Source organism: Streptomyces sp. NPDC048521 (assembly GCF_043199855.1).
Classification (GTDB): Bacteria; Actinomycetota; Actinomycetes; order Streptomycetales; family Streptomycetaceae; genus Streptomyces.
Genome location: NZ_JBICWR010000012.1, coordinates 36,954 through 62,659, shown reverse-complemented (window position 1 = coordinate 62,659; position 25,706 = coordinate 36,954). Strand labels below are relative to the sequence as shown.

Here is a 25,706-nt window from a genome sequence, read left to right as displayed (position 1 = left end):
GATACGTCCGTGCTGTTTCCCGGTGCCGTCGAGTCTGCTGCGCGGCGGGCCGGGGGACCGGCGGAAATCGGACATGACTCTCGGACGCTGAAGGTACCGTGGCTGATGCCTCCTGACCTGCGGCTATTTACGCTTGAGTACCCGCGCGGTACCGTGAGGGGCATGCCAGCTCTCAACGTGGAGTTCAGCGAACGGGAACTCGAGGACCTGCGGCAGATCGCCAAGGAGCGGGGTACGTCGATGAAGGCCCTCGTACGTGAGGCGGCCGCCGCCGACATAGCGCGGCACCGCGCCCTGCAGGAGGGCGCGGAGGCCTTCCGGCGCTTCTTCTCCGCGCACGCCGAGGAGTTCGCGGAGGCCTTTCCCGAGGACGAGCCCCCCGCCAGGGGCGAGGCCGCCTGAGCGATGCCCTCCGTCATCCATATCGACGTCCCGTGGCTGCTCCAGCGGCACGAGGAGGTCCTGCCCGACCAGCCCGCCGTGGACGACTTCTCCGCACTGGTCGCCGCCGTCGCCCGGCACCGCGTCGACCCGCCCCGGCTGGGCGTGGACTCCGACCCCGCCTGGCGCGCCGCCGCCCTGCTGCACACGCTCGCCGTCCTCAAGCCGCTGCCCGCGGCCAACGCCCGCTTCGCCTGCGCGACGGCCGTGGCCTACATGTTCGTCAGCGGCGTCGGCATCGACCCGCCCTACGGCGCCCTCGTCGACCTCGCCCGCGACCTGATCTCCGGCAAGACCGACGTGTACGGCGCGGCCGACCGGCTCCGCTCCTGGCAGATCTGACCCCGCCCGGCCGGCCCGTTCCGCGCGGACGCGCTCCCCGGCCGCGGGGGAAGCCGCCGGGCCGCCGGCCGAGGGCGGGAGGAACGGGGCCGGCGGCCGGTCGCGTGCAGGAGAGCCGCCGTCCCGCGCGGGGCCTTCCGAGAGGCCGGAACCCAGTCCACCACCGGACCCGCACGCCACGGGAGAGCGCGTGACCGGCCGGTGCGTGCGCTCGGTTCACACGGGGCGCATGAAAAACCGAAAGCCACGGCAGCCGACCAGGCGCCCGGGCCCATTTCTGACTTTCTTTCAAACCGGCCGATGTCGTCCGGGCGTCTTGTTGCTCGTGTGGAAGTTGTGCAAGGGTTGAAACGCCCGTGCGGGGGGGTAAAGTCCGGGCTTCTTCCGGCAGTTGCGGAACCTGACCGGCCGGGTGCCGGTGAATTCCCGCTCCCCGCGCGCGTCCGAGATAGACATCGACGCATCACGCACCAAAGGAATCCTTTCAGTGCCCACCCCCCACCCACCTCGTCCCCTCTATCCGCCGTCCGGCCAAGACCCGGGGGAATCCGACGAGGCGCTCGCCGGCCCGCTGCGCGCCGGCTCCGACGCGGAGGCCTCCCGGTCCGCCGCCCTCCTGATGGCCCGACACTGGCAGCCGGCGCAGGACTACGCGGTGATCTGCCTGGCCGCCCCCGGGCCCCTCGCCCACATGGCCACCGCCACCGCCTTCCACCGGGTTCTCGGCCGGCTCGCCCTCGGCGAACCCGCCGAGGCGCTTCGGCCCCGCCTGCTCGTGGCCGTCCGGGACACGGTCGTCAACTGGTCCGCCACGGACCGGATCACCGCCGTACTGCCCGGACTCAAAAAGCCCGCCGGGGGCCGCGGGATGCGTGCCGCGAAGACGCTGATACCGGAAAACCGCGCCCTCTCCGACCGCTCGTTCCACGGCCTTCCCCGACTGGAGCAGGCGCTGCTGTGGCATACCGAGGTCGAGGCGGAACCGATAAACACCCCTGCTGAACTGCTCGGCGTCGACACCGAGAGCGCCATGGCCGCACTCGAACAGGCTCGCGAGAAATTCCGGGAAGGCCTGGTGCGTGCCCACCGGGAACTCGCACCCGGCACGGACTGCCGCTACTACAACCGTCTGCTCGACGTCCCGATACGCCGCGGCGGCACCCTCCTGCCCGACGTTCAGGAGCACCTGGCCGCCTGCGCCTACTGCCGGCACGCGGCCGAACAACTCGGCCATGCCGACGCCGCCTCGGGTGTGCTGCTCGCCGAAGCCGTCCTCGGCTGGGGTGCCCGCCGCTACCTCGACTCGCGGCCCGGCCGCCGACCGAGCCCCGCCCGCGGCCGCGGCGGCTCCCGGCGCTCCGGTGGACGCAGGCGCGGCGGGGGCAGGCGCGGCCTGCTCACCCGCGCCGCCCTGCCCGGCGCCCGATGGCGCGGCGCCGGGGCTCCCGGGCCGCTCGCCCGCATTCCCCTGCCGACGCGCCGCGCACCCGGCAGCGCCTGGTCCTCCAGGGCGCTGCTCCTCGGAGTCGGCGTGGCCTCGGCCGGGCTGCTGGCGACCGTGGTCGCGATCAGCCTGTGGCCGGAGGGCGGATCCGGCACCGACCCGGTCGCCTCCACCGGCGCCGCCGCCGGCACCCAGGACCCGCCCGCCTCCGGCACCGCGCCCGGCACCGCGGGCCTGCCCGCCGCCGACCGGCCCACCCGGCTGCGCAACGCCGCCGCCGACCTGTGCCTGGACATCGACGGCAGGCCCAGGGCCGGTACGAGCGCGGTCCTCGCCGCCTGCTCCTCGGCGGTCACCCAGCAGTGGACGTACGAGGCCGACGGGCTGCTGCGCAGCGCCGCCGACTCGGGTCTGTGCCTGGACTCGCACGCCGACGCCGGCGTGGTGATCCTCGGCACCTGCGCCGGCGCCGCGTCGAAGCGGGCCGACGACGTGCGCTACGACCGCACGGCGCAGGGCGAGTTGCTGCCCCGCTGGGACCGGACCCTCGCCCTCGCCACCGCCGGCGCTGAGCCCGGCGGCGACCTCGTGGTCAAGGTCCGCGACCGCTCCGCCGGTCAGCGCTGGCCGGCCGACTCGCCCACGGCGAGCCCCGGTTCGCTGTCGATCGCCGGTACGCACCGGCCGTCCGCGCAGCCGGCGGAACCGGCCGGGAAGGACACGTGACACGCCGCCGCGTCCGGGGCCGGGCGGTCCGGCCCCGGACGCGGCGGGCTCAGGCGGGTTCCTCGACCAGGTCGGCCGCCGTGACCGTTCCCGGGCCGGTGTGCCCGCAGAGCGCGAGGGTCAGGTCCAGCTCCGCGAGCAGGCACCGGATGACATGCTCCACGCCCGCCTGCCCGTCGAGGCCCAGCCCGTAGACGTACGGCCGCCCCAGCAGCACCGCCCGCGCGCCGAGGGCCAGGGCCTTGAAGACGTCGTCACCGGTGCGCACCCCGCTGTCGAACAGCACCGTCAGCCGGTCGCCGACCGCGTCCGCGACCCGGGGCAGCGCGTCGGCCGCCGCGACCGAACCGGCCACCTGCCGGCCGCCGTGGTTGGAGACCACCACGCCGTCCATGCCGGCGTCCGCGGCGAGCCGTGCGTCGTCGGGGTGCAGGACGCCCTTGAGGACGATCGGCCCGTCCCAGTGCTCGCGCAGGAAGCCCAGGTCCGGCCAGGTGTGGCTGGGGTCCCCGAACAGACCGAGGAAGTGCAGCACCGCCGCGTCCGGGTCCTCGTGAGCGGGCTTGGCGAGACCCGCCTGGAAGGCCGGATCGGTGAAGTAGTTCGCGGTGCCCACCCCGCGCAGGAACGGCAGGTACGCCTGGTCCAGATCGCGCGGCCGCCACGACAGCAGCGGAGTGTCCAGCGTGACGACCAGCACCGAGAACCCGGCCGCCCGCGCCCGGCCGAGGAAACTCCGGGTCACCTCGCGGTCCTTGCCCCAGTACAGCTGGAACCACCGCTCGGCGTCCCCCATCGCCTCCGCCACCTGCTCCATCGGCGTGCTGGACGCCGAGGACAGGATGTACGGCACGCCCTGCGCGGCTGCGGCCCGGGCGGCGGCGCACTCGGCGTCCGGATGCATGATCGACAGCACCCCGACGGGTGCCAGGGCCAGCGGCGCCGGCAGGGGGCGTCCGAGCACCTCGGCCGACAGGTCCCGTTCCCGCACGTCCCGCAGCATGCGCGGCACGATCCGGCGCCGGGCGAGGGCCCGCCGGTTGGCGCGGGCGGTACTGCCGTCGCCCGCACTGCCCGCCACATAGCCCACCGGGGCCGGACCCAGCCGGTGTTCGGCAAGCTCCTCCAGCCGGGTCAGGTCGGTCGGGAGCCGGGGCACGGCACCCGTCATCCCGTTCAGATAGATCTCGTACTGGAAGTCCGCCCAGTGCTTCGCCATCCGTCCCTCCCGCCTCTCGTCGCTCAGTCGCGTCGCGGCGCCGACGATACTGCCGGGTAGGCGGCGAGCAGGCGGCGGGTTGAACACAAGGAGTCATGAAGGGGCGCGAGGCGGTCATCACCGGAATGTTTCAGGACGATTAACGAAGCGCTGATTTTCAGCCATCGGGCCACTGCGGGAACGCGAGAACCGCTCAGTTCCAGCGTCACGGAGTTCGATTTCCGTGACTTCGCGCCACTGATTCAACACGAAAGGTTACTGAAACCCGTGGGTTCGATGTGAGTTTCGCCCGTGGACTCGGCAGAGTGGCGCTCGCCGCTCCGGCGCCCGACCGGACCGGAGCCGGCGACCCTCGACTGTTCAAGCGGAAGGATGCACACAATGCGGAACACCGCGCGCTGGGCAGCGGCCTTCGGCCTCACGGCCGCCGCCGTCTGTGGACCCCTGACCGGGGCCGCCGTCGCTGCACCGGGCGCCGCCCCGTCGTCGCTCTACGCCCCCTCGGCGCTGGTGCTCACCACCGGCCACGGCAACGACGCGGCCGCGGCCGCTCCGGAGCGCGCCGTCACGCTCACCTGCGCCCCCACCGCCTCCGGCACCCACCCCGCCGCGGCCCGGGCCTGCGCCGAACTGCGCGGCGTCGACGGCGACTTCGACGCCCTGATGGCCCAGGACGACGCGTGGTGCACCAAGCTCTACGACCCTGTGGTCGTCACGGTCCAGGGCGTCTGGCAGGGCAAGCGCGTCTCCTACGAGCGCACCTTCGGCAACACCTGCGTGAAGGACGCCGCCGCGGGCAGCGTCTTCGCGTTCTGAGGACCGGGATCGCACGGTCTCCGTGCACACCGGATCAGGTCCGCAACTGGGGAGTGCGGCCCCTGGAGCGGGGAACCTGCGATCCCGTGCCGGGACCGACGGGCGGAGTGGGGCCGCCCGCCGGCTCCCGGGCACACAGCCGCTCCCCGGGCCGGCCCGTGGGGGGCCGCCCGGGGAGCGGCGAGAAACCACCGGTTTCAACCGGTGTTCAGGCCTTGCGCCGATGACTCGTGTCACACCACGGGTAGCGGCGACTGCGCCGGCATGTGCACAGAGCGACACGGAAACGGTCCGAGGAGACCGTGGTGCCGTCCTCCAGTTCGATCTCCACCGGCCCCTCCACCAGAAGCGGCCCGCGCCGGGTCATGGTGATCCGGCGGGTGCGGTCGTCAGCGGACTCGTTCGGCACGGATGACCACCAGCTCTTCCCTGTCGTCGGACGCCTCGAGCAGCCCGCGCCGGCGCAGCCAGTCCTCCCGGGACCGCAGCACCGGACCGAAGGCGATCCAGCGGCGCCGGACCACCGTGGCCTTCAGGTCCGCCGCACGCAACAGCTCCAGGGTGCGGTCGGGATCGCTGAGCGCGGAATGCACGATCAGCAGCACACCTCCGGGCCGCAGCAGCGCGGGCGCGTCCCGGCAGATGCGGTCCAGCAGCAGCCGCCCGTCCTGGCCCGCGTCCCACGCCCGGGACCGGCCGCGCGGGCCGCCTCCGGCGTCGGGCGCGGGCACGTAGGGCGGGTTCGCCAGGATGACGTCGTAGGTGCGGTCCCGGACCGGGCCGAAGAGGTTGCCCCGGTGCAGACGCACCGGCAGCCGGGTCAGCCACGCGTTCAGCCGGGCCGTCCACACCGCCCGCCGGGAGACGTCCACCGCGGTCACCTCGGCGCCCCGCCGGGCGGCCTCGAGCGCCAGCGCCCCGCTTCCGGTGCCGACGTCCAGTACGCACGCGCCGGGCGGCGGGGCCTCCTCACGGAGGGCCTCGGCCAGCAGTTCCGTGTCGTCCTGAGGGGCGTACACGCCCGGAAGCACCAATGCGATCACGGCCCGCGAGTACCCCGGCATTCAGGATGTATGGGCCATGTGTGACTCCAGGGGTGCCCGCAGCGACGACCGGCCCGCACGCCAGTCGGCGAGCAGCCGCCGGGCCAGCCGGTCCTCCAGGTACTCCGTGGCGTCGATCCCGAAGGCGACGTCCCCCGCCAACTCCGGTTCCTCGGCGAGCAGTCCGGCGATCACCTCGTGGCGGACGACCTGCTCGTGCACCGCGTCGGCCTCCACGTGCTCGTCGTAGAAGAACTCCGCGGCCGGGCCCGCGCCGGTGCGGCGCATCGCCTCGGCGAGCCGGCGCGAACCCGGCGAGGAGGTGATCTCCACCTCGGCGAAATGACCCACCAGGGCGCCGCGCAGCTCGCGGTGCAGCCCGAAGAGGGACATCAGGTTGACGACGGCCAGCATCTCGGCGCGGGCCGCGTCCAGATAGTGCCCGTACGCGGTGTCCAGGCCCAGGTCCGTCATCAGGTCGGCGAACAGGCGCGCGTGGACCCGCTCGGCCCGGCCGCCGCCGAACTCGTCGTACTCCACCGCCGCCATCGCCGCCTTCGCCCGGCCCCACAACCGAGGCAGCACCCAGGCGTGCGGGTCGGCCTCCTTCAGGTGGTACAGGGAGCGCTGGGCCGCGTACTCGCGCAGGTGCCACAGTTCGCCCTCGTCGCGCAGGAAGTGGGTGACCCCCGCGCCGTCGACCGGTTCGACCAGCAGGGCGCCGAGCGCGTCGTCGAGGCTCGGGTGCACCGGGGTGTCGGCGCGCAGCGCGGACAGGAAGCGGTGCTCCAGCGCACCGCGGACGCGCAGCAGCTCGGGGTCCCACTCGAGCTGCGGGCCGACGCCGGCGAAGCCGCGGTAGTGCAGCTCGTAGCACAGGTACAGGGCGAGATGCAGGTCGTCGCCGTACGGGTCCGCGCCCTCGGCGTCCGCAGGGCGGGGGAGGGGGCCGGCGCCGCGCAGGTAGGCGGTGACCGCGGCGGAGAGCGGTCCCCGGGGCGGGGGCAGCTGGGGTCCTCGCAGGTGGTGGTTCATGGGGCTCGGGTACCCGGACCGCATGAAAGCACTAGTGATCGATTGCGCGCGTCGTACGGGCCGTGGACGTGGAGGGTGACCGCCTGGCCGGGGCGCCCGTCCTGCGTGGCCCAGCGGGTGCTGGAGCGGATGGACGCGATGCTGTCGGAGACCGACCACGAGGGCCGCCCGGTCGCCTACGACCGGGTCGCGGGCGTGGTCGTCACCGGCAACGACGACGGGGCCCACCGTGATCAGCGAGCATGGACCTACCGGCACCTGGGTCCCGGCCCCGGTCCCGATGGCCGCGAACCTGCACGGGGTGGCCCGGGCGCCGGCGGAGCACCCCGTGGGCGCACCGCCCGGCCAGCCGCCTCAGTCGCCGTCCGCCTGCTCCTCGGCGCCGGTGTTCGGGGTGATGGCGTCTCCCGCCTTCCCCGAGCCGGTCTTGTCCTCGCCGCGCTTCTCGGCCTCCTCGACCTCCCGGAGCACCTCCTCCAGGGCCGTCTCGGGCCGGTCCTCGTGGTCGTTCCCGCCGGGCATGGCGTCTCCTTCCCTCACCCTTGTGCTCTTGATCCACGACGAGTTACCCGCCGGCGCCGTCTCAAGCGTCGGGTGCAGGCCTCCGGGCGTCGCCGCCGTCGCCGTGCGCACCGGGCCCCCGACAGGGCGAGGGGTCGCCGTCTCCCTGCTGACGGCGGCCCCTCGGGCCCGGAGGTCCGGCCACTGTCACATGTGGACAACCGGTGCGGCGCTCGCGTCCCGCTCCGGCACCCCGCGCCGGTGGAGGAGGAAGGCGATCACCGCGCCCGCGGCGAAGAGGACCGCGGACCACCAGAAGGCGGTGGTGTAGCTCTCGATCGTGGCCTGCGCCCGCACCAGCCCGCTCGTGGCGTCCCGGCCGGCGAGGTAGTCGGTGGCGGCGCTCGCGGCGAGCGTGTTCAGCAGGGCGGTACCGATCGAACCGCCCACCTGCTGCATGGCGTTGACGGTCGCGGACGCCACGCCCGCGTCCTCGGCCGCGACCCCGCCCGTGGCCAGCTGCATGGCCGGCGGCATGACCAGACCGAGGCCCACGCCGATCACGATCAGCTGCGGCAGCACCGCGCTGCCGTAGTGGGAGTCGAGGCCGATGCCGGTCAGCCAGGCCATGCCGGCCGTGGCGATGGCGAAGCCCAGCGGGATGACCGTCTTGGGGCCGAGGCGGGGGATCAGGACCGTGGTGCCGGCCTGCGCGGTCACCATCAGCGCGGCGACCATCGGCAGGAAGGCCACACCGGTCTTCGTGGGGCTGAAACCGAGGTTGAGCTGCAGGTAGTAGGTGAGGAAGAGGAACACTCCGAACATGCCCGCGCCGGTGATCAGCACCGCGAGGAAGGCGGCCGCCCGGTCGCGGTCGAGCAGGATGCGCAGCGGCAGCAGCGGATGCGCGGCCCGGGTCTGCCACCAGGTGAAGGCCGCCAGCAGCAGACCGCCCGCGATCAGGAAGCCCCAGGTCAGCGGCGAGTCCCAGTCGTGGGTCTCGGCGTTGGAGAAGCCGTAGACCAGGGAGAACAGGCCAGCGGCGACCAGGACCGTGCCCGGCACGTCGAGCTTGGCGTTCGCCGCGTCGCGGTGGTTGCCCAGCAGGATCCAGCCGCCGGCGAAGGCGACGACCGCGATGGCCACGTTCACGTACAGGGTCCAGCGCCAGTCGAGCGCGTCGGTCAGCACCCCGCCGAGCAGCAGGCCGACGGCACCGCCCGCGCCGGCGATGGCGCCGTACACGCTGAACGCGCGCGCCCGCTCCCGGGCGTCGGTGAAGGTGGTGTTGAGCAGGGACAGCGCGGCGGGTGCGAGGAGCGCGCCGAAGGCACCCTGCAGGGCGCGGGCGACGACCAGCATGGTGAAGCCGTTCGCCGCGCCGCCCAGCGCGGAGGCGGCGGCGAAGCCCACGACGCCGACGAGGAAGGCCGGCTTGCGGCCGAACAGGTCGGCTATCCGGCCGCCGAGCAGCAGCAGGGACGCGAAGGCCAGTGCGTAGGCGGTGACGATCCACTGCCGGTTGCCGTCGGAGAACCCCAGGTCGGTCTGGGCGGACGGCAGGGCGATGTTCACGATCGTGGCGTCGAGGACCACCATCAGCTGGGCGATGGCGATGACCGCGAGGATCCACCACCGCTTGGGCGAGGCCTCGGCCTGTCCTGCCACCGCCGCTCCCTCTCGGGAGCCTTCGGCCAGGGTCTTCTGGGGCATGGAGAACCACTCCAGGGAAAGTCGTCCGGGTGCGGAGAGGCGCGCGAAAAGGGCGCGCGGACGCAGTGCCGTAAACGAAACCGTTTCGTACACCTGGAGCCTAGAGCACCGCCATCGAAACGGCAACGTTTCGCTGTGTCCCCGGTGCCGGTTCCCCGGCGGAACGACTCGCGAACACCCTGGCCAGGGCCGCGCACAGGGAGCCGGGCCCAACGTCCCCGCCGACGCGGTCCGAGCGCGGCGTGGGACCGACCGGGCCCCGTCGGCCATCAGCACCCCGGCGGGCGTCATGCGCCTCTCCGCCGGGCGGCGCCGCCCCGCTCTCCCACGAGTCCCGGCGCCGTACCACTCCCATGGTCGCCGCGGAAGCCACACCCGGCGACTCGGGACCCACCCGCCGCACGCCCGCGGGCCGCTCCGCCGTGCGCGGTGTTTCAGTCTGTGGCGCCCTGGATACACCGCGAGGGTTCGGCCCCCGGAGTCCGCGAACCCGTGCACACCGTCGCAGTGAGGTCGTCACCATGTCCCACGCCCCGTCCCCCGCAGGACCGTCGAACCGCATCGGGCCGTTCCCGGCCCCCGAGGCGGACACCGCCCCGAGGCCGGCCGAGAACCGAACCCGACTCGGCGGCACCGCCCTGGTGACGGGTGCCTCCTCCGGCATCGGCGCGGCCGTGGCCCGCCGACTGGCCGCCGAGGAGGGCTGGCGACTGGCGGTCAACGGACGCGACATCACCCGTCTGGAGCAAGTGGCCGCCCAGGCCGGTGCGGTGGCCCTGCCCGCGGACCTGACCCGGCCCGGCGCCGACCGCCGGCTCACCGACCTCGCCCTGGCCCACCTCGGACGGCTGGACCTGCTGGTGGCGGACGCGGGCGTGGGCTGGGCCGGAGACTTCGCCACCATGCCCCCGGCCCGCATCGACGAGGTCGTCGGCGTCGACCTGCTGGCCACCCTGCGCCTGGTGCGCACCCTGCTGCCCCCCATGGTCGCGGCCGGATCCGGGCGCATCGTGCTCATCGGATCCTTCGCCGGCTGCGTGGGCGTGCGCGGCGAGGCCGTCTACTCCGCGGCCAAGGCGGCCCTGGCCACCTTCGCCGACGCCCTGCGGTACGAGCTGCGCGGCACCGGCGTCGGCGTCAGCCATGTGATCCCCGGCGTGGTCGACACCCCCTTCTTCGACCGGCGGGGCACCCCCTACGCGCGGTCGTGGCCGCGGCCGGTGCCCGCCGAGCGCGTGGCGGAAGCCGTATGGGCCGCCGTCCAGCACGACAAGGACGAGGTGTACGTCCCCGGGTGGCTGCGCCTGCCCGCCCGGGTACGGGGCGCCGCGCCCGGACTCTACCGGCGGCTCGCCGCCCGCTTCGGGTGAGCGGCCGTGCTCGCCGTCACGGTGCTGCTCGCCCTGCTCGCGGCCCTGTCCAACGCGGGCGCCTCGGTGCTGCAGCGCCGGGCCGCCGTGCAGGAGCCGGACGAGGGCACCGGGGCGGGATCCGCCGTGCGCCGGCTCGCGCATCTGCTGCGGCGCCCGTACTGGCTGGCGGGCGCCGGGCTGCTGGCGCTGTCCAGCCTGCTGCAGGCGGGAGCGCTGGCGGTGGGCAGCCTGTCCCTCGTGCAGCCCCTGCTCGCCGCCGAGCTGCTGTTCACCCTGGCCGTGGGCAGTGTGGTCTTCCGGCGCCGCCCGGACCGCCGGACCTGGCTGGCGTTCGTCGCCCTCGCCGTCGGGCTGTCCGTCTTCCTCCTGGCGGCCGAGCCGTCCGCCGGCCGGCCGTCCGCACCGCCCCGGAGCTGGCTGCTGGGCGGCGGCGGGGCGCTGGCCGCCGTCGTCCTGCTCGTGGCGACCGCCCGCCCGACCAGGGGCGCGCCCAGGGCCGCACTGCTGGGCCTCGCCTCCGCCGTGGCCTTCGCCACGACCGCGGCACTGCTCAAAGAGGCCGTGGGACAGCTCGGAGACGGACCCGGGGCGATGTTCGCGCACTGGGCGCTGTACGCCACCGGCGGTGCCGGGCTCGTCGCCTTCCTGCTGCTGCAGGGCGCGCTCGGCGCCGGATCGCTCACGGCCTCGCAACCCGCCCTCACTCTCGGCGACGCGCTCACCAGCGTCGTACTCGGCTGGGTCCTGTTCGCCGAGACGATCCGTCTCGGGCTGAGCCTGATACCGGAGGCGATCGGCGTCGCCCTGATCGGCGCGGGCAGCATCGGCCTGGCCCATGCTCCGTCCCTCCGGGGGGACTGGGACTCGTCCGTGCCGGGCCGCCCGCCCGACCGGGGCGGGGAACGGCAGCCGGCGCCCCGCGGGCACTGACCGGGCGTCCTCTCCCTTCCGCACCAAGGAGGTAGCTCACCCATGACCCTCGTGTCCGGCCGCTCGTGGCGGACGGCGGCCGTCCTGCTGCCGGCCGGCATCGCCATGGCGCACATCGGCCCGGCGGCCACCTGGCTCCCGGCCGTACGGCTCCCGCTCTTCCCCGGACTGTCCGGCACCGGCCCCCGCGAGCACGTGGCACTGACCTTCGACGACGGACCCGACCCGGAGTCGACGCCGCGTTTCCTCGACGCACTGGACGGGCTCGGCGTACGGGCGACCTTCTTCGTGCTCGGCGAGCACGTGGTGCGCCACCCCGCCCTGGCCCGGGAGACGGCGGAGCGCGGCCACGAACTCGCCGTACACGGCTGGACCCACGACCGCCCCTGGCGCCCGGCGTTCGGCCGCGACGCCGAGGAGGTCGCGCGCACCGTCCGCGCGGTGCACGACCTCACGGGCCGCCGTCCGCGGTGGTACCGCCCTCCCTACGGCATCCTCACCGCGGGACGCTGGTCGGCCGCGCGGCGGGCCGGACTGCGGACGGTGCTGTGGTCCGCGTGGGGCAAGGACTGGACGGCCGACGCCACCCCGGCCTCCGTACGGGCACGGGTCGCGGCGGACCTGCGCGGCGGCGGCACGGTCCTGCTGCACGACTCGGACCGGTACTCGGCCCCCGGCTGCTGGCACGCCGCGCTGGGCGCGCTGCCCGCCCTCGTCGAAGGCTGCCGGGACGCGGGCCTGACGGTCGGCCCGCTCCGCGAACACGGCCCGGCACCCGCACCGGCCCGGACCTCGGCCCGGACACCGGCCCCGGCGGACGACGGAGGGCCCCGATGAGATCCCCGACCGGGGAGCGAACGGCTGCCGCCCCCCAGCTCGCCGCCTCACAGCCCGGCCACGCACTCCATCGGATCACGGCGGAAGAGGGCGTGGCCGCGGGCCACCCGTTCCGCGCGTTCCGGCCCGGTCTCCGAGAGCCTGCCGAGTGCCGCCAGCAGGCCGGCCCCGTCCGTGGTGAACTCCGACAGGCCGAGCGCGGCCATCCGCCGTACCCCGTCCGCCCCGTGGCCGGGCAGCGGCCGGTGCCCCACCACGGGCAGCCCCGCCGCCAGGGCCTGTACGGCGGTCTGGCCGGCGGCGTTGTCCACCAGGGCGTACGCGGCCGCCAGCAGGCCGGGCATGTCGTCGACCCAGTCCAGGGCGACCGCCGACGGCACCCGGGACACCCGGGCGAGCAGCCGTTCGTTGCGGCCGCACAGCACGACCGGCAGATAGCCGGCACCCGCCAGCAGCCGGGCCGTGTCAGCCGCACGGGACGCCGCGCCCCAGGCACCCGCGGACAGCAGCACCGGCGGCCGGCCGGGCGCCCGCCGGGCGAACCGCTCCCGCCAGCGTGCCGCTCCGGCGCCCGGCGCCAGGAAGGCGGGCGCGACCACCGGGCCGGTCGTCACCGCGGGCCCGCCCAGCGCCCGGCGCACCTCGGCCGCCGCTTGGTCCGTCAGGCACAGGTACCGGTCGTTGCCGGGGTGCAGCCACTGCCGGTGCACGGCGAAGTCGAGCACGAAGACGGCGCTCGGCACCCGCAGTCCGCCCCGGGATCTGAGATGCCCGGTCAGCTGTGCGGCCAGATGGAAGACGGACACCACCACGTCGATGTCCAGCCGGTCCACGAGGTCCGTCAGCCGGCCGGCCGCGAGCCGGGCCAGCGGCACCCCGCTGGGGCGCGGGCCGGAGCCGCCGCGCAGGAACGCCCCGTAGACACCGGCGTACACCCAGGGGGCGTGCCGCACCGAGCCCTGGTAGCAGCGGCGCAGCCCGCCGCCCAGGCCGTACGGCAGCAGCCGCAGCACGTCGACGACATGCGGCTCGTGCCCGGACGCCGCGGCACGGCGGGCGAGTTCGGCGGCCACGGTGTCATGGCCGGCGCCCATGCTCGCGCTCACGATCAGCGTCCGTCGCCGGCCGCCCGGCGAACGCGGCGCGGGGCGGGGCACCTCGGCAGGAGTACGCACGGGGTCCGATTCTCCGGTGACGGGACCGGCAAACGGCGGACTCGCCGGTCGTGTCGCGGGATCGGACGGTCCGGGCCGCGCACCGTGGCGCCGTGCCGGTGCCTGCCGTCCTCGAGGGAGCCGCCCGGTCCGCGCCGCGGCGCAGGAATCGGCACAGGAGAGCGTAGGGGCGGCGAGCACGGGAGGAGCCGTGAGCTGGTTGCGGCGCGGCCTGCACCGCGCTAGGGAGTGGCTGCGCATCGGGGCCCTGTTCGCGCACGGCCGTGAGCTGGAACTGATGCACCGGGCCATGGGGTTCGCGACGCTGGCCCTGGTGACGCTGGCGCCGCTGCTGATCGTGGTCGCGGCCGCGGATCCCCTGGTGCGGGGCGGGTTCGCCTCGTGGCTCACCGACGGCATGGGGCTGTCGGGCAAGTCCGCCCGTGTGATCACCGACGTCATCAGCCCCCCGCGCAACGTCATCGGCGCCACCAGCGTGTGGAGCGCGGTGCTGCTCGTGGTCTTCGGCGTGTCCTTCGGCGGCAGCGTGCAGAACGCCTACGAGCGGATCTGGGGCCTCGCCGCCGGCCCCTGGCACCGGGTCTGGCGCCAGGCGACGTGGCTGGTGGTCCTCACGGCGTACCTCTACCAGGAGGTGGCGACGAAGACGGCGCTGCACGGGATCCAGCGGATCGCGCTGTCCACGGCCAGCGGCGTGCTGTTCTTCTGGTGGGGGCAGCGCTTCCTGCTCGGCGGCCAGGTCCGCTGGCGCGCCCTGCTGCCGGGCGCGCTCGCCACGGTCATCGGGCTGGCCGGTCTGCGCGCCTTCTCCTCCCTCGTCTTCACCCCGCTCATCGTCACCAACGCCCTCAGCTACGGCGCCGTCGGCACCGTGCTCGTGGTCGAGTCCTGGCTCATCGGCGTCGGTTTCGTCATCTACGGCGGCGCTCTGTTCGGCCGCTGGTTCTGCGAGCACCACTGGATGCCGTCCCACGACCACGGCGAGGACGAGCCGGACGAGGCCGAGACCGACTAGGCCATCTGCCGGCGCACCAGCTCGTGCAGCCGGCCCCCGGTGTCCGCGAGCAGTTCGGCCGGTGTGCCCTGCTGGACGACCTTGCCGTCCTCCATCACGATCACCCGGTCGGCGTCCAGCACCGTGGACAGCCGGTGGGCGATGACGATACGGGTGGCGTTCAGCTTGCGGGTGCTGTCGATGACGATGCGCTGGGTGTCGTTGTCCAGGGCGCTGGTGGCCTCGTCGAAGAAGAGGATGCGGGGGCGCCGGATGAGGGCCTGGGCGATCATCAGGCGCTGGCGCTGCCCGCCGGAGATTGCGCCGTTGCCCGCGACGATCGTGTGCAGCCCCATCGGCATCCGCTGGATGTCCTCCGCCAGCCCCGCCAGCTCCGCCGCAGCCATCGCCTCCTCCGGCGTGTACGGCTCGGTGCCGCAGATGACGTCCAGGATGGAGCCGGTGAAGGGCTGGGCGTGCTGGAGGACCACTCCGCACTGGCGGCGGACCGCCGACTGATCGAGGGCCGCCAGGTCCTGGCCGTCGTACAGGACGCTGCCCGACACCGGCCTGTCGAAGCCGATGAGCAGCCGCAGGAGGGTGGACTTGCCGCAGCCGCTGGGGCCGACGACCGCCACGAACTCGCCGGGCCGGACGGCGAAGGACACGTCGTCGAGGACGAGCGGGCCGTCGTCGGCGTACCGGAAGGAGAGGCGGCGGGCCTCGACGGCGCCCGACAGCGGGCCGGGGCGGGTGCTCGCCGTGCGCACCTCGGGGGTCGCGTCCAGGACCGGCTTGATCTCCTCGAAGAGGGGCAGCGCGGCCACCGCCGAGACGAAGGAGCCGGTGAGCTGAGTGACCGAGGTCAGCACCATCGTCACCGAGGTGTTGAAGGTGAGGAACGCCGCCGCCGACATCGCGCCCCGCGCCGGACCCGCCAGCAGCATGAACATCAGCAGGGTGCACACCGGCAGGTAGACCGCGCCCAGCACCGTGGTGAGGTTCTTGATCCGGCCGACCTTCTGCTGGAGTTCCCGGCTGCGCGCGAACTGGCGCGCCCAGGCCGCGTACGCGTAGTTCTCCGCCGCCGCGACCCGCAGCTTGGGCAGGCCGCGCAGGGTCTGGAACGCCTGGTTGTTCAGCTTGTTGCCGAGCACCACGAGCCGTCGCTGCCAGCGCACCTGCCACAGCCCGAGCCCAAGGAACACGGCCGCGATGACGACGAGCATGCCGATCGCCGCCATCGCCATCGGCACGCTGTACCAGAACAGCAGACCGATGTTCATCGCGCCGACCGTCACCGACTGGGCGACCACCGGCCCGACGCCCGCGAGCACCCGGCGGATCGCGCTGATGCCCATGGCAGCACTGGCCAGTTCACCGGTCGAGCGCTGGGTGAAGAACCGGGTCGGGAGCCTGAGCAGCCGGTCCCAGACGGCCGGTTGCAGCGCCGCCTCGATACGGCCCTCCAGCCGCAGGATGGACAGGTTCTCCAGCAGCGTGAACGCCGCCGCCACCACCCCGCTCACCATCACCGCCAGGCACACCTGGACGATCAGGCCCTCCTGGGCCTTCGGCACGTACTCGCCCAGTACCTTGCCCGTCGCGATCGGCACCAGCGCGCCGATCACCACCGTCACCAGACCCGCCAGGAGCAGGTTCAGCAGATCGCCGCGGGTGCCGCGCAGGCTGAACCGCAGCAGTCCCAGCGGTCCGAGCCCCTTGTCGGGCAGCGGCCGGTAGAACATCACCGCGCGCGGCTCGAACTCCTCGGCGTTCGCCTTCTCGATCGGCGTCTCACGGCCGGTCGCGGGCTGTACGGCCACATAACCGCCGCGCCGCCACAGCAGCGCGACCGGCGCCCCGGACAGCGCCCGCTGCCCGACCAGCGGGCCCACGTTCTCCCGCCACCAGCGCCCGTCCAGGCGTACGGCCCGGGTGCGCACCCGGGAGGCCAGCGCCACCCGCTCGACCGGGTCCAGGCGGTCGCTCTCGGTGCCGCTCTGCGCGGGCCCGGCGAGCGTGATCCCGGCCGCCTCGGCGACGAGCTTGCAGGCCGCGTACGTGGCGTCCGCGTCGGCGGCCGTCGCCCGGCGGGCCGAGCGCTTGCCGATGGAGGCCAGCAGGGTCTGGTCGGCCTGCGCGCGGACCGCCTCACCGGCCTTGATCCCGGCGGCCGTGCGCGTCTCGTGCGTGCGCTCCAGCTGCTCGATCCACCGGTCCAGCGCGGTCAGCAGCCGGTACTGCTGGTCGACCATGCTCTGCCACAGCGCCGGATCCATCAGCAGGTCGGCGGCGGCCTCCGCGCCGTACAGCGACCCGTACTGGACGCTGCCCGGGGGCACCTGCATCCAGAACACGTCGTCGTCGGCCGGAGCGGCGGCCCGCTCCTTGGCCATCGGCGCCTGGAACAGGACGGACAGGCCGCGGCCCACGCCCAGGGCGACCGCGTACTCCAGCGGGCTCGACGCCGGCGGCACGTACTGCGGGTTGCCGTACTCGTCGTACGACCAGGTCTGGGTGTGCGCTGGCTGGTACAGCTCGCGCAGGTTGACGCGGTGCACCACGCAGTCGCGGACCGGGCGGGCCACCAGGGTGTGCGCGGGTCCGGCGACCGGGCCGAGCAACAGCGCGCCCGCCTCCAGCCGGCCGAGGTGGTGCCAGTGGCCCTGCTGGGCGGCGTCCACCGCGAACAGGTCCAGGGCGCCGGCCGCGACCAGCCACAGCACCTGCGGACCCTCCAGGTCCAGACGGCTCAGACCGGCGCAGTCCAGCCGTGTGCCCAGCGAGCCGAGCGCGCCGAGGACGAGGTCGCCTTCGTGCCCCTCCTGAACAGTCGTCATCTCACCGCTCCCTGACCAGCGCGGCGTACGCGCCGCCGCGCGCCACCAGCTCCTCGTGCCGCCCGCGCTCGACGACCGTGCCGTGCTGGAGCACGACGATCTCGTCGCTGTCGCGGACGGTGCTCAGCCGGTGGGCGATCACCACACAGGCGCAGCCGCGCCGCCGCAGGTTGTCCATCACGACCAGCTCGGTCTCCGCGTCCAGCGCGCTGGTGACCTCGTCCAGCACGAGGATGCTGGGCCGCCGCACCAACGCCCGCGCGATCTCCAGGCGTTGGCGCTGGCCGCCGGAGAAGTTGCGGCCGTCCTGCTCGACCCTGCTGTGGATGCCGCCGGGCCGGCGCATCACCACGTCGTACAGGGCCGCGTCCTTCAGCGCCTCCACCACGGCCTCGTCCGGGATCGACGGATCCCACAGGGCCACGTTGTCGCGGACCGAGCCCTCGAAGAGGAACACGTCCTGGTCGACGAAGGAGACGGAGGAGGCGAGCGCGCCGCGCGGGATGTCCTCCAGGCGGCGGCCGTCGATGCGGATCACGCCGTCCCAGGGCGCGTACAGGCCCGAGATCAGCCGGGACACGGTGGACTTGCCGCTGCCGGAGCCGCCGACGAGCGCCACCTGCTGCCCGGGGCCCACGGTGAGGTCGAAGCCGGTCAGCAGCGGCTGGTCCAGCGGGCTGTAGCCGAAGGTGACGTTCTCCAGCTCCACGTGCCCGTGCAGCCGGCGGGTGGAGTCGCTCCCGCCGGGGCGGGCGTAGAGGGGGTCGGCCTGGAAGTTCTCCACGTCCTTCAGCCGGGCCACGTCGGCCGCGAAGTCCTGGATGCGGCCGGCGACGCCGTTGAGCCGGGTCAGCGGTGCGGTGAAGCGGGTGACGAGCGCCTGGAAGGCGACCAGCAGACCGATCGAGATGTGTCCCTCGACGGCCCGCATGCCGCCGATCCACAGGATCAGCGCGCTGTTGAAGGTGGCCAGCGTCGGCGCGACCACACCCAGCCAGGCGCTCGGCACCCCGAGCCGCTGCTGCTCCTCCAGCGTGGTGGCGTGCTGCCCGGCCCACTTGCGGAAGTAGCCGTCCTCCCCGCCGGTCGCCTTCATCGTCTCGATCAGCTGCAGGCCGGTGTACGAGGTGTTGGTGAGCCGTGCCGTGTCCGCGCGCAGCTTCGCCGTGCGGGTCGCCCGAAGCCGTACGACCAGCCGCATCGCCACCACGTTCAGCAGGGCCACGCCGATGCCGACGAACGTCAGCTGCGGGTCGTAGGTGTACAGCAGGACGGCGTACAGCACGACCACGATCGCGTCCACGCCCGCCGCCGCGAGGTCGCGGGCCAGGGTCTCGGCGACCTGGTCGTTGGACTGCAGCCGCTGCACCAGGTCGGCGGGGGAACGCTGCGCGAAGAACGTCACCGGCAGCCGCAGCAGATGGCGCAGGAAGCGGGCGCTGGAGAGGGTGGAGGAGATGATCCGGCCGTGCAGCAGGTTGGCCTGCTGGAGCCAGGTCAGCACCAGGGACAGCAGCACACACGTGGCCATCGAGGCGAACAGCACACCCAGCAGCGAGGTCTGCCCGCCGATGAGGAACAGGTCGATGTAGGTGCGGCTGAGCGCGGGTACGGCCGCCCCCACCGCGACCAGCAGCAGGCTGGCCAGCACGGCGGCCGGCAGGGTGCCGGCGGTGCCGCGCAGCCGGGCCGGCATCGCGCCGAGCACGCCCGGCCTGCGCCCGCCCTTGGTGAAGCCCTCACCGGGCTCCAGCACCAGCACGACGCCGGTGAAGCTGCCGTCGAACTCCTCCAGGGGCACGAAACGGCGGCCCTTGGCGGGGTCGTTGACGAACACGCCGCGCCGGCCGAAGCGGCGGCCCATGCCGTCGTAGACGACGTAGTGGTTGAACTCCCAGAAGAGGATGGCCGGTGAGCGCACCTCCGCGAGGGCGGCCAGATCCATCTGCATGCCCTTGGCGGTCAGGCCGTAACCGCGCGCCGCCTTCAGCAGGTTGCTGGCGCGCGAGCCGTCGCGGGAGACACCGCAGGCGATGCGCAGCTCCTCCAGCGGGACGTGCCGGCCGTAGTGGCCGAGGACCATGGCGAGGGAGGCGGCGCCGCACTCGACGGCCTCCATCTGCAGCACGGTGGGGGTACGGACGGCGCCCGCACGGGGCTTGGGGACCGGCCGCTTGGCCGGGGCGGCCCGTCTGCGGCCACGGGTTTCCTGCGTGGTGGTCACGGGAGCAGCCAATCGACGGGGCGCTGTTCGGCCAGCTCGACCGAACCGGAGGCGAGGGTCATCGAGTCGAGCGCGTACGGGGGCCCCTCGGTGGTGGACCAGCGGTAACCGCTCTTCGTCGCCTTCGACTCGTCCAGCTCGACGAGGACGGCCACCGGGCGGCCCTTGCGGGTGAACTGCTCGCCGAGCTGGCTGTCGCCGAGGAACGCGGCGATGGACTGGGCGGACTGCGCCGTGCGGTCCACCGATTTCACCCGGCCGCGCAGCACGCCGTACTTCTGGCTCGGCACCGAGGACACGGTGAGGTCCACGGAGGCGTGCGCCGGGATGGCGGCGGCGTTCTCGGCGGGCACGTACACGGTCGCGTACAGCGGGTCGGAGGCGTGGGCGACCTTCTCGACCGCGGCCACATTCGTGCCGGTCCGGATGATCTGGCCGATGGTGGCGGCGAGTGTGGTGACCCGGCCAGCGGCCACTGTACGGACCACGGACGTGCCCTGCGGGGTACGGACCTCCAGGACGGGCGCGTTCGCCGGCAGCCGCTGGCCCTGCCGGGCGAGAACGGCCGTCACCTGGCCGGCCACGGGGCTCTGGAGCAGATAACTGCCCTGCCCGTGCGTGAGGATGGCCTGCGCGCTCACCGTGGAGGCGACCGACCCGGTCACCGCCCAGACGGAGGCCGCGGCCATGACGACGACGGTGACGCCCAGCGCGAGCCAGCCCTGCGGACGGGCGAGACGCACCGGAAGGTCCAGCTCTTCCGGTGACTGGAGCTTGGCGAGGGCCTGTTGGCGGAACTGCACGGAACTTCCCTCACCCGAGGAGAGACATCGTTACGACGACAAGGGCACGCCGACGGGGCCGTCGGGCTCCTGCGGGCACCCAAGAGCCCCGGAGCCGAGGGACGGCTCCGGGACCAAGGTGACCCGAGGTGCGATCAGAGACCGGCGACCAGGTTGGTGACCGGCTGGGTGTTCAGGCCGGTGACACCCTCGACGGTGCCGACGACCGTGTCGACCAGGCCGGCAACCGGGGCGATGCCGTTGACGGCACCGGTCACGGTGGTCAGGGCGTTCACGGACAGGCCGCCGGAGACGTTGTCCAGCTCGGCGTCCGAGATCTCGACGGTCTCGACCTGGGGGGTGGAGTTCATGGTGGAACTTCCCTTCATATGGATATTTCACAAGGGGGAGAGCGGCCCCCTCTGGGGACAGACGGACGGCCGCGACCGCAGGCGCCGGGCACCCGTCTCCGGGGACCCGGGCGCCCCCTGCGGTGCGATGGATCAAAGCACGCACGCAGGGCCAGCTTCCAATCAACCACCGCTCTCACCTGGGCACTTGGCTCCCGTGGGGGCTCATCCGTGCAGGCGTGCGCACGGCATGTCGGCGACTCCTTCACATGCCGCACGGCATCGTCGCGCCGAGGCTCTTGCCCCCCGTACGGCGAATCCGGCACTCCGCGTCAAAGGCGTACCGGGGGGCGTGCGGATGTGCAGATCCGCTGGCGGCGATGACTTGGTTGAGCATTCAATGTGGAGATTCCCTGAAGCCGGGATTCCGGTACGCGTCAGAAGCAGACCGTGATCGATCGGTGACTGATCGTGTCAGCCCAGGATCGCGTAGACCGTGCTCGCCCGGGCCGCGAGCGCACCCGACTCCGCGTCGCTCAGGGCGATGTCCGCGAACGCCGTCCGGCGGCCCAGCTTGGTGAGGACCGCTTCGATCAGGACATCCGAACCGGTCACCGCCCGCTGGAACGTCGTGGACTGCTGAACCGTCGTCATCGGCACGAACCCACCCCGCGCGGCCGACACCGCGATCACCGTCGCCGTGTCGGCGGCCGCCATCAGTGCCTGCCCCGACAGCCCTCCACCCTCCCGGGCCAGCCGCTCCGACCAGGGCAGCCGCAGCACGGCCCGGTCCTCGCCCACCGCCTCGACGGCGAGCCCGAGATCGAGCACCCAGGGGGCGAAGTTCGCGGAGAGGATCTTGTCGGCTTCGGCGGTGGTCATCGTCATATGGGGGATTGTTCCCGGCCGCCCGCCACGACACGCGGAGCCTGGCCGATTCGCCCCCGCAACGCGGCCGGGGCGAAACGGAATTGAACGCACCGCACGGCCGGTGCGTACCAACGGCCATCCAGGCGCCCCGATACGAACTGCCCGACAGCGGCAGACCCCCGTCCCCAGGAGGTCGAGAAGTTTGAGTCACAAGCGAATGCCCAAGCGCAAGGCCGCGATAGCGGTGGGCGGTGTCGCGGCACTCGGAGCGGCGGCCCTTCTGCTGCCGCACGCCAACGCGTCCCAGGACACGGACCAGGCGTCCGGCGCCACCGGCACCGCGAAGACCCTGAAGTCCGCGGACGCCTCGGACCTCGCCGCCCAGCTGGAGAAGATCCTCGGCGACGCCTTCGCCGGGTCGTACTACGACAGCGGCAAACAGCAACTCGTCGTCAACGTGGTCAGCGGCGACGACAACGTCATCGTCCAGGCGAAGAAGGCGGGCGCGGTCGTCCGCCAGGTGGACAACAGCATCGCCGAACTCACGGCGGCCGCCAGGACGTTGAAGGCCAGGGCGACGATCCCCGGCACCGCCTGGGCCGTCGACCCGCGTACCGACAAGGTCCTGGTCACCGCCGACTCCACGGTCACCGGCGCCAAGTGGAACCGGCTGGAGTCGACCGTGCGCAGCCTCGGTTCCGGCATGGCGACCCTGAAGAAGTCCGCCGGCACCTTCAAGACCTTCGTCTCGGGCGGCGACGCCATCTTCTCCCAGGTCCAGGGCGGCAGCGTCCGCTGCTCCCTCGGCTTCAACGTCACCGCGTCCGACGGCAGCCCCGCCTTCCTGACGGCCGGTCACTGCGGCGTCGCCGCCAAGGACTGGTCCGACTCCGAGACCGGCCGGCCCATCGCCACCGTCGACCAGGCCACCTTCCCGGGCAACGACTTCGCGCTGGTCAAGTACAATGACGCCGGCACGCAGGCGCCCAGCGAGGTCAACGCCGGCAACGGCCAGACCGTGCAGATCAACCAGGCCGCCGACGCCACGGTCGGCGAGACGGTGTTCCGGATGGGGTCCACCACCGGTCTGCACAACGGCCAGGTCACCGGCCTCGACGCCACCGTCAACTTCCAGAGTGAGACCGACCCGAACGGCGTCGACACCGTCACCGGCCTCATCCAGACCAACGTCTGCGCCGAACCGGGCGACAGCGGCGGCTCCCTGTTCACCCAGGACGGCAGCGCCCTCGGCCTCACCTCCGGTGGCAGCGGCGACTGCACCAGCGGCGGCGAGACCTTCTTCCAGCCCGTCACCACCGCGCTCCAGGCCACCGGCGCGAGCCTCGGCGCCGGCGGCAACGGCGGCGGTGACCAGGCGGGTGCGGGCGACCAGGCCGGTGCGGGTGATCAGGCGGGTGCCGGTGACGAGGCCGGTGCGGGTGATCAGGCGGGTGCCGGTGACCAGGCGGGTGCCGGTGATCAGGCCGGTGCGGGTGACCAGGCCGGTGCCGGCGGCGACCAGATCGGTGGTGGCGCCGACCCGTCCGCCCCGGGCGGCGACCAGTCCGGCAGTGGCTCGGCCGGCGACCAGTTGGGAACCGGCTCGGCGGACGACGGCTCGTCCCTCACCGACACGCACTGAGCCGGGAGCACGCCCGCACCCCTGCCGGCCTCGGCGCGGTTCCGGCCGGCAGGGACCGGCCCGGCCCTTCGGGGGGAGGGCCGGGTCACAGCGGACGGGCCCACAGCAGGTGGGTCACACCAGGCGGGCCGCGGCGGCACCGCCGACTCGGGATGTCAGGCGTCGGGGCATGCCCGCAACAGCAGCAGCGCCACGTCGTCCAGCCGCTCCCGGGCCGCCGCGCTGTGCCGGAGGACCTCGTCCGCGAGGTCCTCCAGCGGCCGGTCGCCGATCTCCGAGAGCAGCCCGCCCAGCTCCACCAGGGCGTCCTCGATGTCGATGCCGGGGGACTCCACCAGACCGTCGGTGTAGAGGGCGAGGACCGAGCCGGGCGCGAGCGAGACCTCGGTCGTCGGATAGACCGCCGCCGCGTCGATCCCCAGCAGCGGGCCCCCGGCCAGGTCCAGCACCCGCACCCGCCCGTCCGGCCGTCTCAGCAGCGGCGGCGGGTGCCCTGCGCGCGCCATCACGGCGCGCCCGCGCGCCGGATCCAGCCGCAGGTACAGACAACTGGCGAACAGCTCGGTACCGAGGTCGATCAGCAGCCGGTTGGTGCTGCTCATGACCTCGTGCGGCGCCTGCCCGACCGTCGTGTACGCGCGCACCCCGGTGCGGATCTGTCCCATCAGGCCCGCCGCCGTCACGTTGTGCCCCTGGACGTCCCCGATCACCGCCGCCGCCAGCGGCCGGGCCGGCACCAGGTCGTAGAAGTCGCCGCCGATCTCCATGCCGTGGGTGGCGGGCAGGTAGCGGGCCGCCGCCTCGAGGCCGGGCAGCGCGGGCAGCGAGTGCGGCAGCAGCGCCTGCTGCAGGCCGTGCGCCAGCCGGTGCTTGGCGTCATAGAGCAGGGCCCGCTCCAGGGCCTGTGCGATCAGTCCGCCGAGGGACGTCAGCACGGCCCGTTCGTCGGCGGGGAAGGTGTGCGGCTCGGCGTACGCCAGCACGCACGTGCCCACCGGCCGCCCGGACGCGATCAGCGGCAGGAAGGCCCAGGCCGCGAAGCCGTCGGGGGTCTCGTGCCGGCTCGGATACAGCCGCTCCAGATGCGCCCGGGAGTCGAAGAACCCGGGCACCCCGCTGTTCAGCGCCTGCGTCCCCGGCGTGCGCTCGCTCAGCGGCAGTCCGTCGAACCGCTCCACGACGTACGCGTCCGCATACCCCCGATGGCCCAGCACGTGCAGCCGCCCGCCCTGCGAGCGGAGGAGCACCAGAGCCTGGCTGCCGACCGCCGGGGCCACTTCGTCCCAGACCATCTGCACCACGTCCTGCACGCTCACCGCCTCGGTCAGCGCACCCGCCAGACTCAGCAGCTGGGAGATCGTCACCAGCCGCGCGGGGTGGGCATCCGCCTCCGTCGCCCCCGGCACCAGATCCGCCACCGCCCGGGCCCGGCCGATGCGTACGCTCAGCCCGGTCGTGCTGGGGTACAGCCGGAACGACAGCCAGTCGCCCGGCGGGCGCAGCGCCACGAAGGACATCACCTGCTGGCTGAGCAGCGCCGCCCGGTAACGGTCCTCGTACACCGGGTCGTTCAGCCAGGGCACCGACGCCCACAGCGGTGCGCCGAGCAGCTCCCCGGCCGGTCTGCCGAGCAGCTCGGCCGCCGCCGCGTTGACGAAGCCGATCTTGCCGTGCAGATCCAGCGACATCAGCCCGTAGGGCAGCCGGGACACCAGCCGCGCCGCCTCCGACGAGCCCAGCGTGCCCGCCACGCCCGACACCGGTGCCGCGAGCACATCGCTCTCGGGGCCCACCGGCCGGTTCTCCTCGGCGGCCCGCTCCAGTCGCAGCGCCAGCCGGGCGCAGGCCGCCGTCAGATGCTCCCGCTCCCCGTCGGACAGCTCCGGCGGACGGGCACCGGGCCAGGTCACGAACACCGCGCCGTACACCTGGTGCTCCGTCGCCACGGGCACCGCCGCCAGCGCGAACGAGTAGGGCAGCACCACTGAGACCCGCGGATAGCGGCGGGCCATCTCGTCCTCGCCGCCCACCCACACCAGTCGCCGCTCACGCGCCGCGTCCGCGACCGGGATCGGCGCGCTCAGTCCCACCCGCTCCCACGGCGCCGCGAAGGCCCGGGGCATGCCCGCCATGACCGTCAGCTCCAGGACCGGCTCGTCGGGCCTGAGCAGGTACACCGCGCCGGAGTGCGCGTGCACCTCCTCCAGCATCGAGGCCAGCGCGAGCGACAGCACCGGCTGCCCGGCCGACGCCCCGTCGGCCGCCGGCTCCCGTCCCGGACCCGGCCCGTCGGACACGCCGACCACCTCCTCGTACGGCCGCGCGTCGCTCTAAGGGACAAGACTCCCGCGCGGGCGCGCCCCGCGCATGGCGAGCGCGCCCGTGCCCTCGAGCCGGGCCCTCGTG

The 25,706-nt window shown here is 73.7% G+C and carries 22 protein-coding genes; 9 read left to right on the top strand and 13 right to left on the bottom strand.

Annotation, left to right across the window (positions count from 1 at the left end):
* The first annotated feature begins 162 nt into the window (after positions 1-162).
* The 3 genes from ACGFRF_RS26010 to ACGFRF_RS26000 all read left to right on the top strand — a co-directional run bounded on the left by ACGFRF_RS26010 (position 163) and on the right by ACGFRF_RS26000 (position 2,953).
* Positions 163-402 carry a hypothetical protein gene (locus ACGFRF_RS26010; RefSeq protein WP_393743803.1) on the top strand — a complete coding sequence of 80 codons (240 nt, stop codon included), beginning with the start codon at positions 163-165 and terminating at the stop codon, positions 400-402.
* Between the two features lie 3 nt (positions 403-405).
* On the top strand, positions 406-783 hold the full coding sequence (locus ACGFRF_RS26005) for a hypothetical protein (protein ID WP_030739759.1): 378 nt from the start codon (positions 406-408) through the stop codon (positions 781-783).
* A gap of 487 nt (positions 784-1,270) precedes the next feature.
* Positions 1,271-2,953 (top strand): RICIN domain-containing protein, encoded by a 1,683-nt coding sequence (locus ACGFRF_RS26000; protein ID WP_393743801.1) that lies wholly within the window; start codon positions 1,271-1,273, stop codon positions 2,951-2,953.
* A gap of 49 nt (positions 2,954-3,002) precedes the next feature.
* Here ACGFRF_RS26000 and ACGFRF_RS25995 read toward each other — a convergent pair whose 3' ends face one another.
* On the bottom strand, positions 3,003-4,172 hold the full coding sequence (locus ACGFRF_RS25995; protein ID WP_393743799.1) for a lactate 2-monooxygenase: 1,170 nt from the start codon (positions 4,170-4,172) through the stop codon (positions 3,003-3,005).
* Between the two features lie 381 nt (positions 4,173-4,553).
* On the opposite strand from ACGFRF_RS25995, the gene ACGFRF_RS25990 reads away from it, so the two are divergent.
* Positions 4,554-4,988, top strand: coding sequence for a protease inhibitor (locus tag ACGFRF_RS25990; protein ID WP_393743797.1), 435 nt, complete (start codon positions 4,554-4,556; stop codon positions 4,986-4,988).
* Between the two features lie 208 nt (positions 4,989-5,196).
* On the opposite strand, the gene ACGFRF_RS25985 is transcribed toward ACGFRF_RS25990, so the two are convergent.
* From ACGFRF_RS25985 to ACGFRF_RS25965, 5 genes are all read right to left on the bottom strand, one after another.
* Positions 5,197-5,355: a CDGSH iron-sulfur domain-containing protein gene (locus ACGFRF_RS25985; protein WP_393744267.1), complete on the bottom strand. Its 159-nt coding sequence runs from the start codon at positions 5,353-5,355 to the stop codon at positions 5,197-5,199.
* Between the two features lie 22 nt (positions 5,356-5,377).
* The gene (locus ACGFRF_RS25980) at positions 5,378-6,052 is read right to left on the bottom strand and encodes a HemK2/MTQ2 family protein methyltransferase (RefSeq protein ID WP_393743795.1); all 675 of its coding nucleotides are present in this window, start codon (positions 6,050-6,052) and stop codon (positions 5,378-5,380) included.
* On the bottom strand, positions 6,053-7,066 hold the full coding sequence (locus tag ACGFRF_RS25975) for an iron-containing redox enzyme family protein (protein ID WP_393743793.1): 1,014 nt from the start codon (positions 7,064-7,066) through the stop codon (positions 6,053-6,055).
* Between the two features lie 354 nt (positions 7,067-7,420).
* Positions 7,421-7,588, bottom strand: coding sequence for a hypothetical protein (locus ACGFRF_RS25970; RefSeq protein ID WP_393743791.1), 168 nt, complete (start codon positions 7,586-7,588; stop codon positions 7,421-7,423).
* 186 nt (positions 7,589-7,774) lie between these two features.
* Positions 7,775-9,280 carry an MFS transporter gene (locus ACGFRF_RS25965; RefSeq protein WP_393743789.1) on the bottom strand — a complete coding sequence of 502 codons (1,506 nt, stop codon included), beginning with the start codon at positions 9,278-9,280 and terminating at the stop codon, positions 7,775-7,777.
* A gap of 521 nt (positions 9,281-9,801) precedes the next feature.
* Between ACGFRF_RS25965 and ACGFRF_RS25960 the strand changes: the two genes are divergently transcribed.
* Genes ACGFRF_RS25960 through ACGFRF_RS25950 form a run of 3 tightly spaced genes read left to right on the top strand, consistent with a single transcriptional unit; the run spans position 9,802 to position 12,420 of the window.
* Positions 9,802-10,650 (top strand): SDR family NAD(P)-dependent oxidoreductase, encoded by an 849-nt coding sequence (locus tag ACGFRF_RS25960; RefSeq protein WP_393743787.1) that lies wholly within the window; start codon positions 9,802-9,804, stop codon positions 10,648-10,650.
* 6 nt (positions 10,651-10,656) lie between these two features.
* Positions 10,657-11,583 (top strand): DMT family transporter, encoded by a 927-nt coding sequence (locus ACGFRF_RS25955; protein ID WP_393743785.1) that lies wholly within the window; start codon positions 10,657-10,659, stop codon positions 11,581-11,583.
* Between the two features lie 42 nt (positions 11,584-11,625).
* Positions 11,626-12,420, top strand: coding sequence for a polysaccharide deacetylase family protein (locus ACGFRF_RS25950; RefSeq protein ID WP_393743783.1), 795 nt, complete (start codon positions 11,626-11,628; stop codon positions 12,418-12,420).
* 47 nt (positions 12,421-12,467) lie between these two features.
* On the opposite strand, the gene ACGFRF_RS25945 is transcribed toward ACGFRF_RS25950, so the two are convergent.
* Entirely contained in the window at positions 12,468-13,514 is a 1,047-nt protein-coding gene (locus ACGFRF_RS25945) for a galactosyldiacylglycerol synthase (protein WP_393744265.1), read from the bottom strand.
* Positions 13,515-13,794: 280 nt separating this feature from the next.
* On the opposite strand from ACGFRF_RS25945, the gene ACGFRF_RS25940 reads away from it, so the two are divergent.
* Entirely contained in the window at positions 13,795-14,610 is an 816-nt protein-coding gene (locus tag ACGFRF_RS25940) for a ribonuclease BN (RefSeq protein WP_393744263.1), read from the top strand.
* On the opposite strand, the gene ACGFRF_RS25935 is transcribed toward ACGFRF_RS25940, so the two are convergent.
* From ACGFRF_RS25935 to ACGFRF_RS25915, 5 genes are all read right to left on the bottom strand, one after another.
* Positions 14,607-17,432, bottom strand: a complete 2,826-nt coding sequence (locus ACGFRF_RS25935; protein ID WP_393743782.1) for an NHLP bacteriocin export ABC transporter permease/ATPase subunit — start codon at positions 17,430-17,432, stop codon at positions 14,607-14,609. The two genes, ACGFRF_RS25940 and ACGFRF_RS25935, sit on opposite strands and share 4 nt — an antisense overlap.
* Before the next feature lies 1 nt (position 17,433).
* A complete protein-coding gene (locus ACGFRF_RS25930; protein ID WP_393743780.1) occupies positions 17,434-19,656 on the bottom strand; it encodes an NHLP family bacteriocin export ABC transporter peptidase/permease/ATPase subunit in 2,223 nt (740 codons plus the stop codon).
* Entirely contained in the window at positions 19,653-20,459 is an 807-nt protein-coding gene (locus tag ACGFRF_RS25925) for an HlyD family efflux transporter periplasmic adaptor subunit (RefSeq protein WP_393743778.1), read from the bottom strand. The genes ACGFRF_RS25930 and ACGFRF_RS25925 overlap by 4 nt, the downstream gene beginning before the upstream one ends.
* 134 nt (positions 20,460-20,593) lie before the next feature.
* The gene (locus tag ACGFRF_RS25920; protein WP_393743777.1) at positions 20,594-20,809 is read right to left on the bottom strand and encodes a type A2 lantipeptide; all 216 of its coding nucleotides are present in this window, start codon (positions 20,807-20,809) and stop codon (positions 20,594-20,596) included.
* Positions 20,810-21,262: 453 nt separating this feature from the next.
* Positions 21,263-21,676 carry a PaaI family thioesterase gene (locus ACGFRF_RS25915; RefSeq protein ID WP_393743775.1) on the bottom strand — a complete coding sequence of 138 codons (414 nt, stop codon included), beginning with the start codon at positions 21,674-21,676 and terminating at the stop codon, positions 21,263-21,265.
* A 199-nt stretch (positions 21,677-21,875) separates the two neighbouring features.
* Between ACGFRF_RS25915 and ACGFRF_RS25910 the strand changes: the two genes are divergently transcribed.
* A complete protein-coding gene (locus ACGFRF_RS25910) occupies positions 21,876-23,300 on the top strand; it encodes a S1 family peptidase (RefSeq protein ID WP_393744261.1) in 1,425 nt (474 codons plus the stop codon).
* 155 nt (positions 23,301-23,455) lie between these two features.
* Here ACGFRF_RS25910 and ACGFRF_RS25905 read toward each other — a convergent pair whose 3' ends face one another.
* A complete protein-coding gene (locus ACGFRF_RS25905) occupies positions 23,456-25,597 on the bottom strand; it encodes a SpoIIE family protein phosphatase (protein ID WP_393743774.1) in 2,142 nt (713 codons plus the stop codon).
* Between the last annotated feature and the right edge of the window lie 109 nt (positions 25,598-25,706).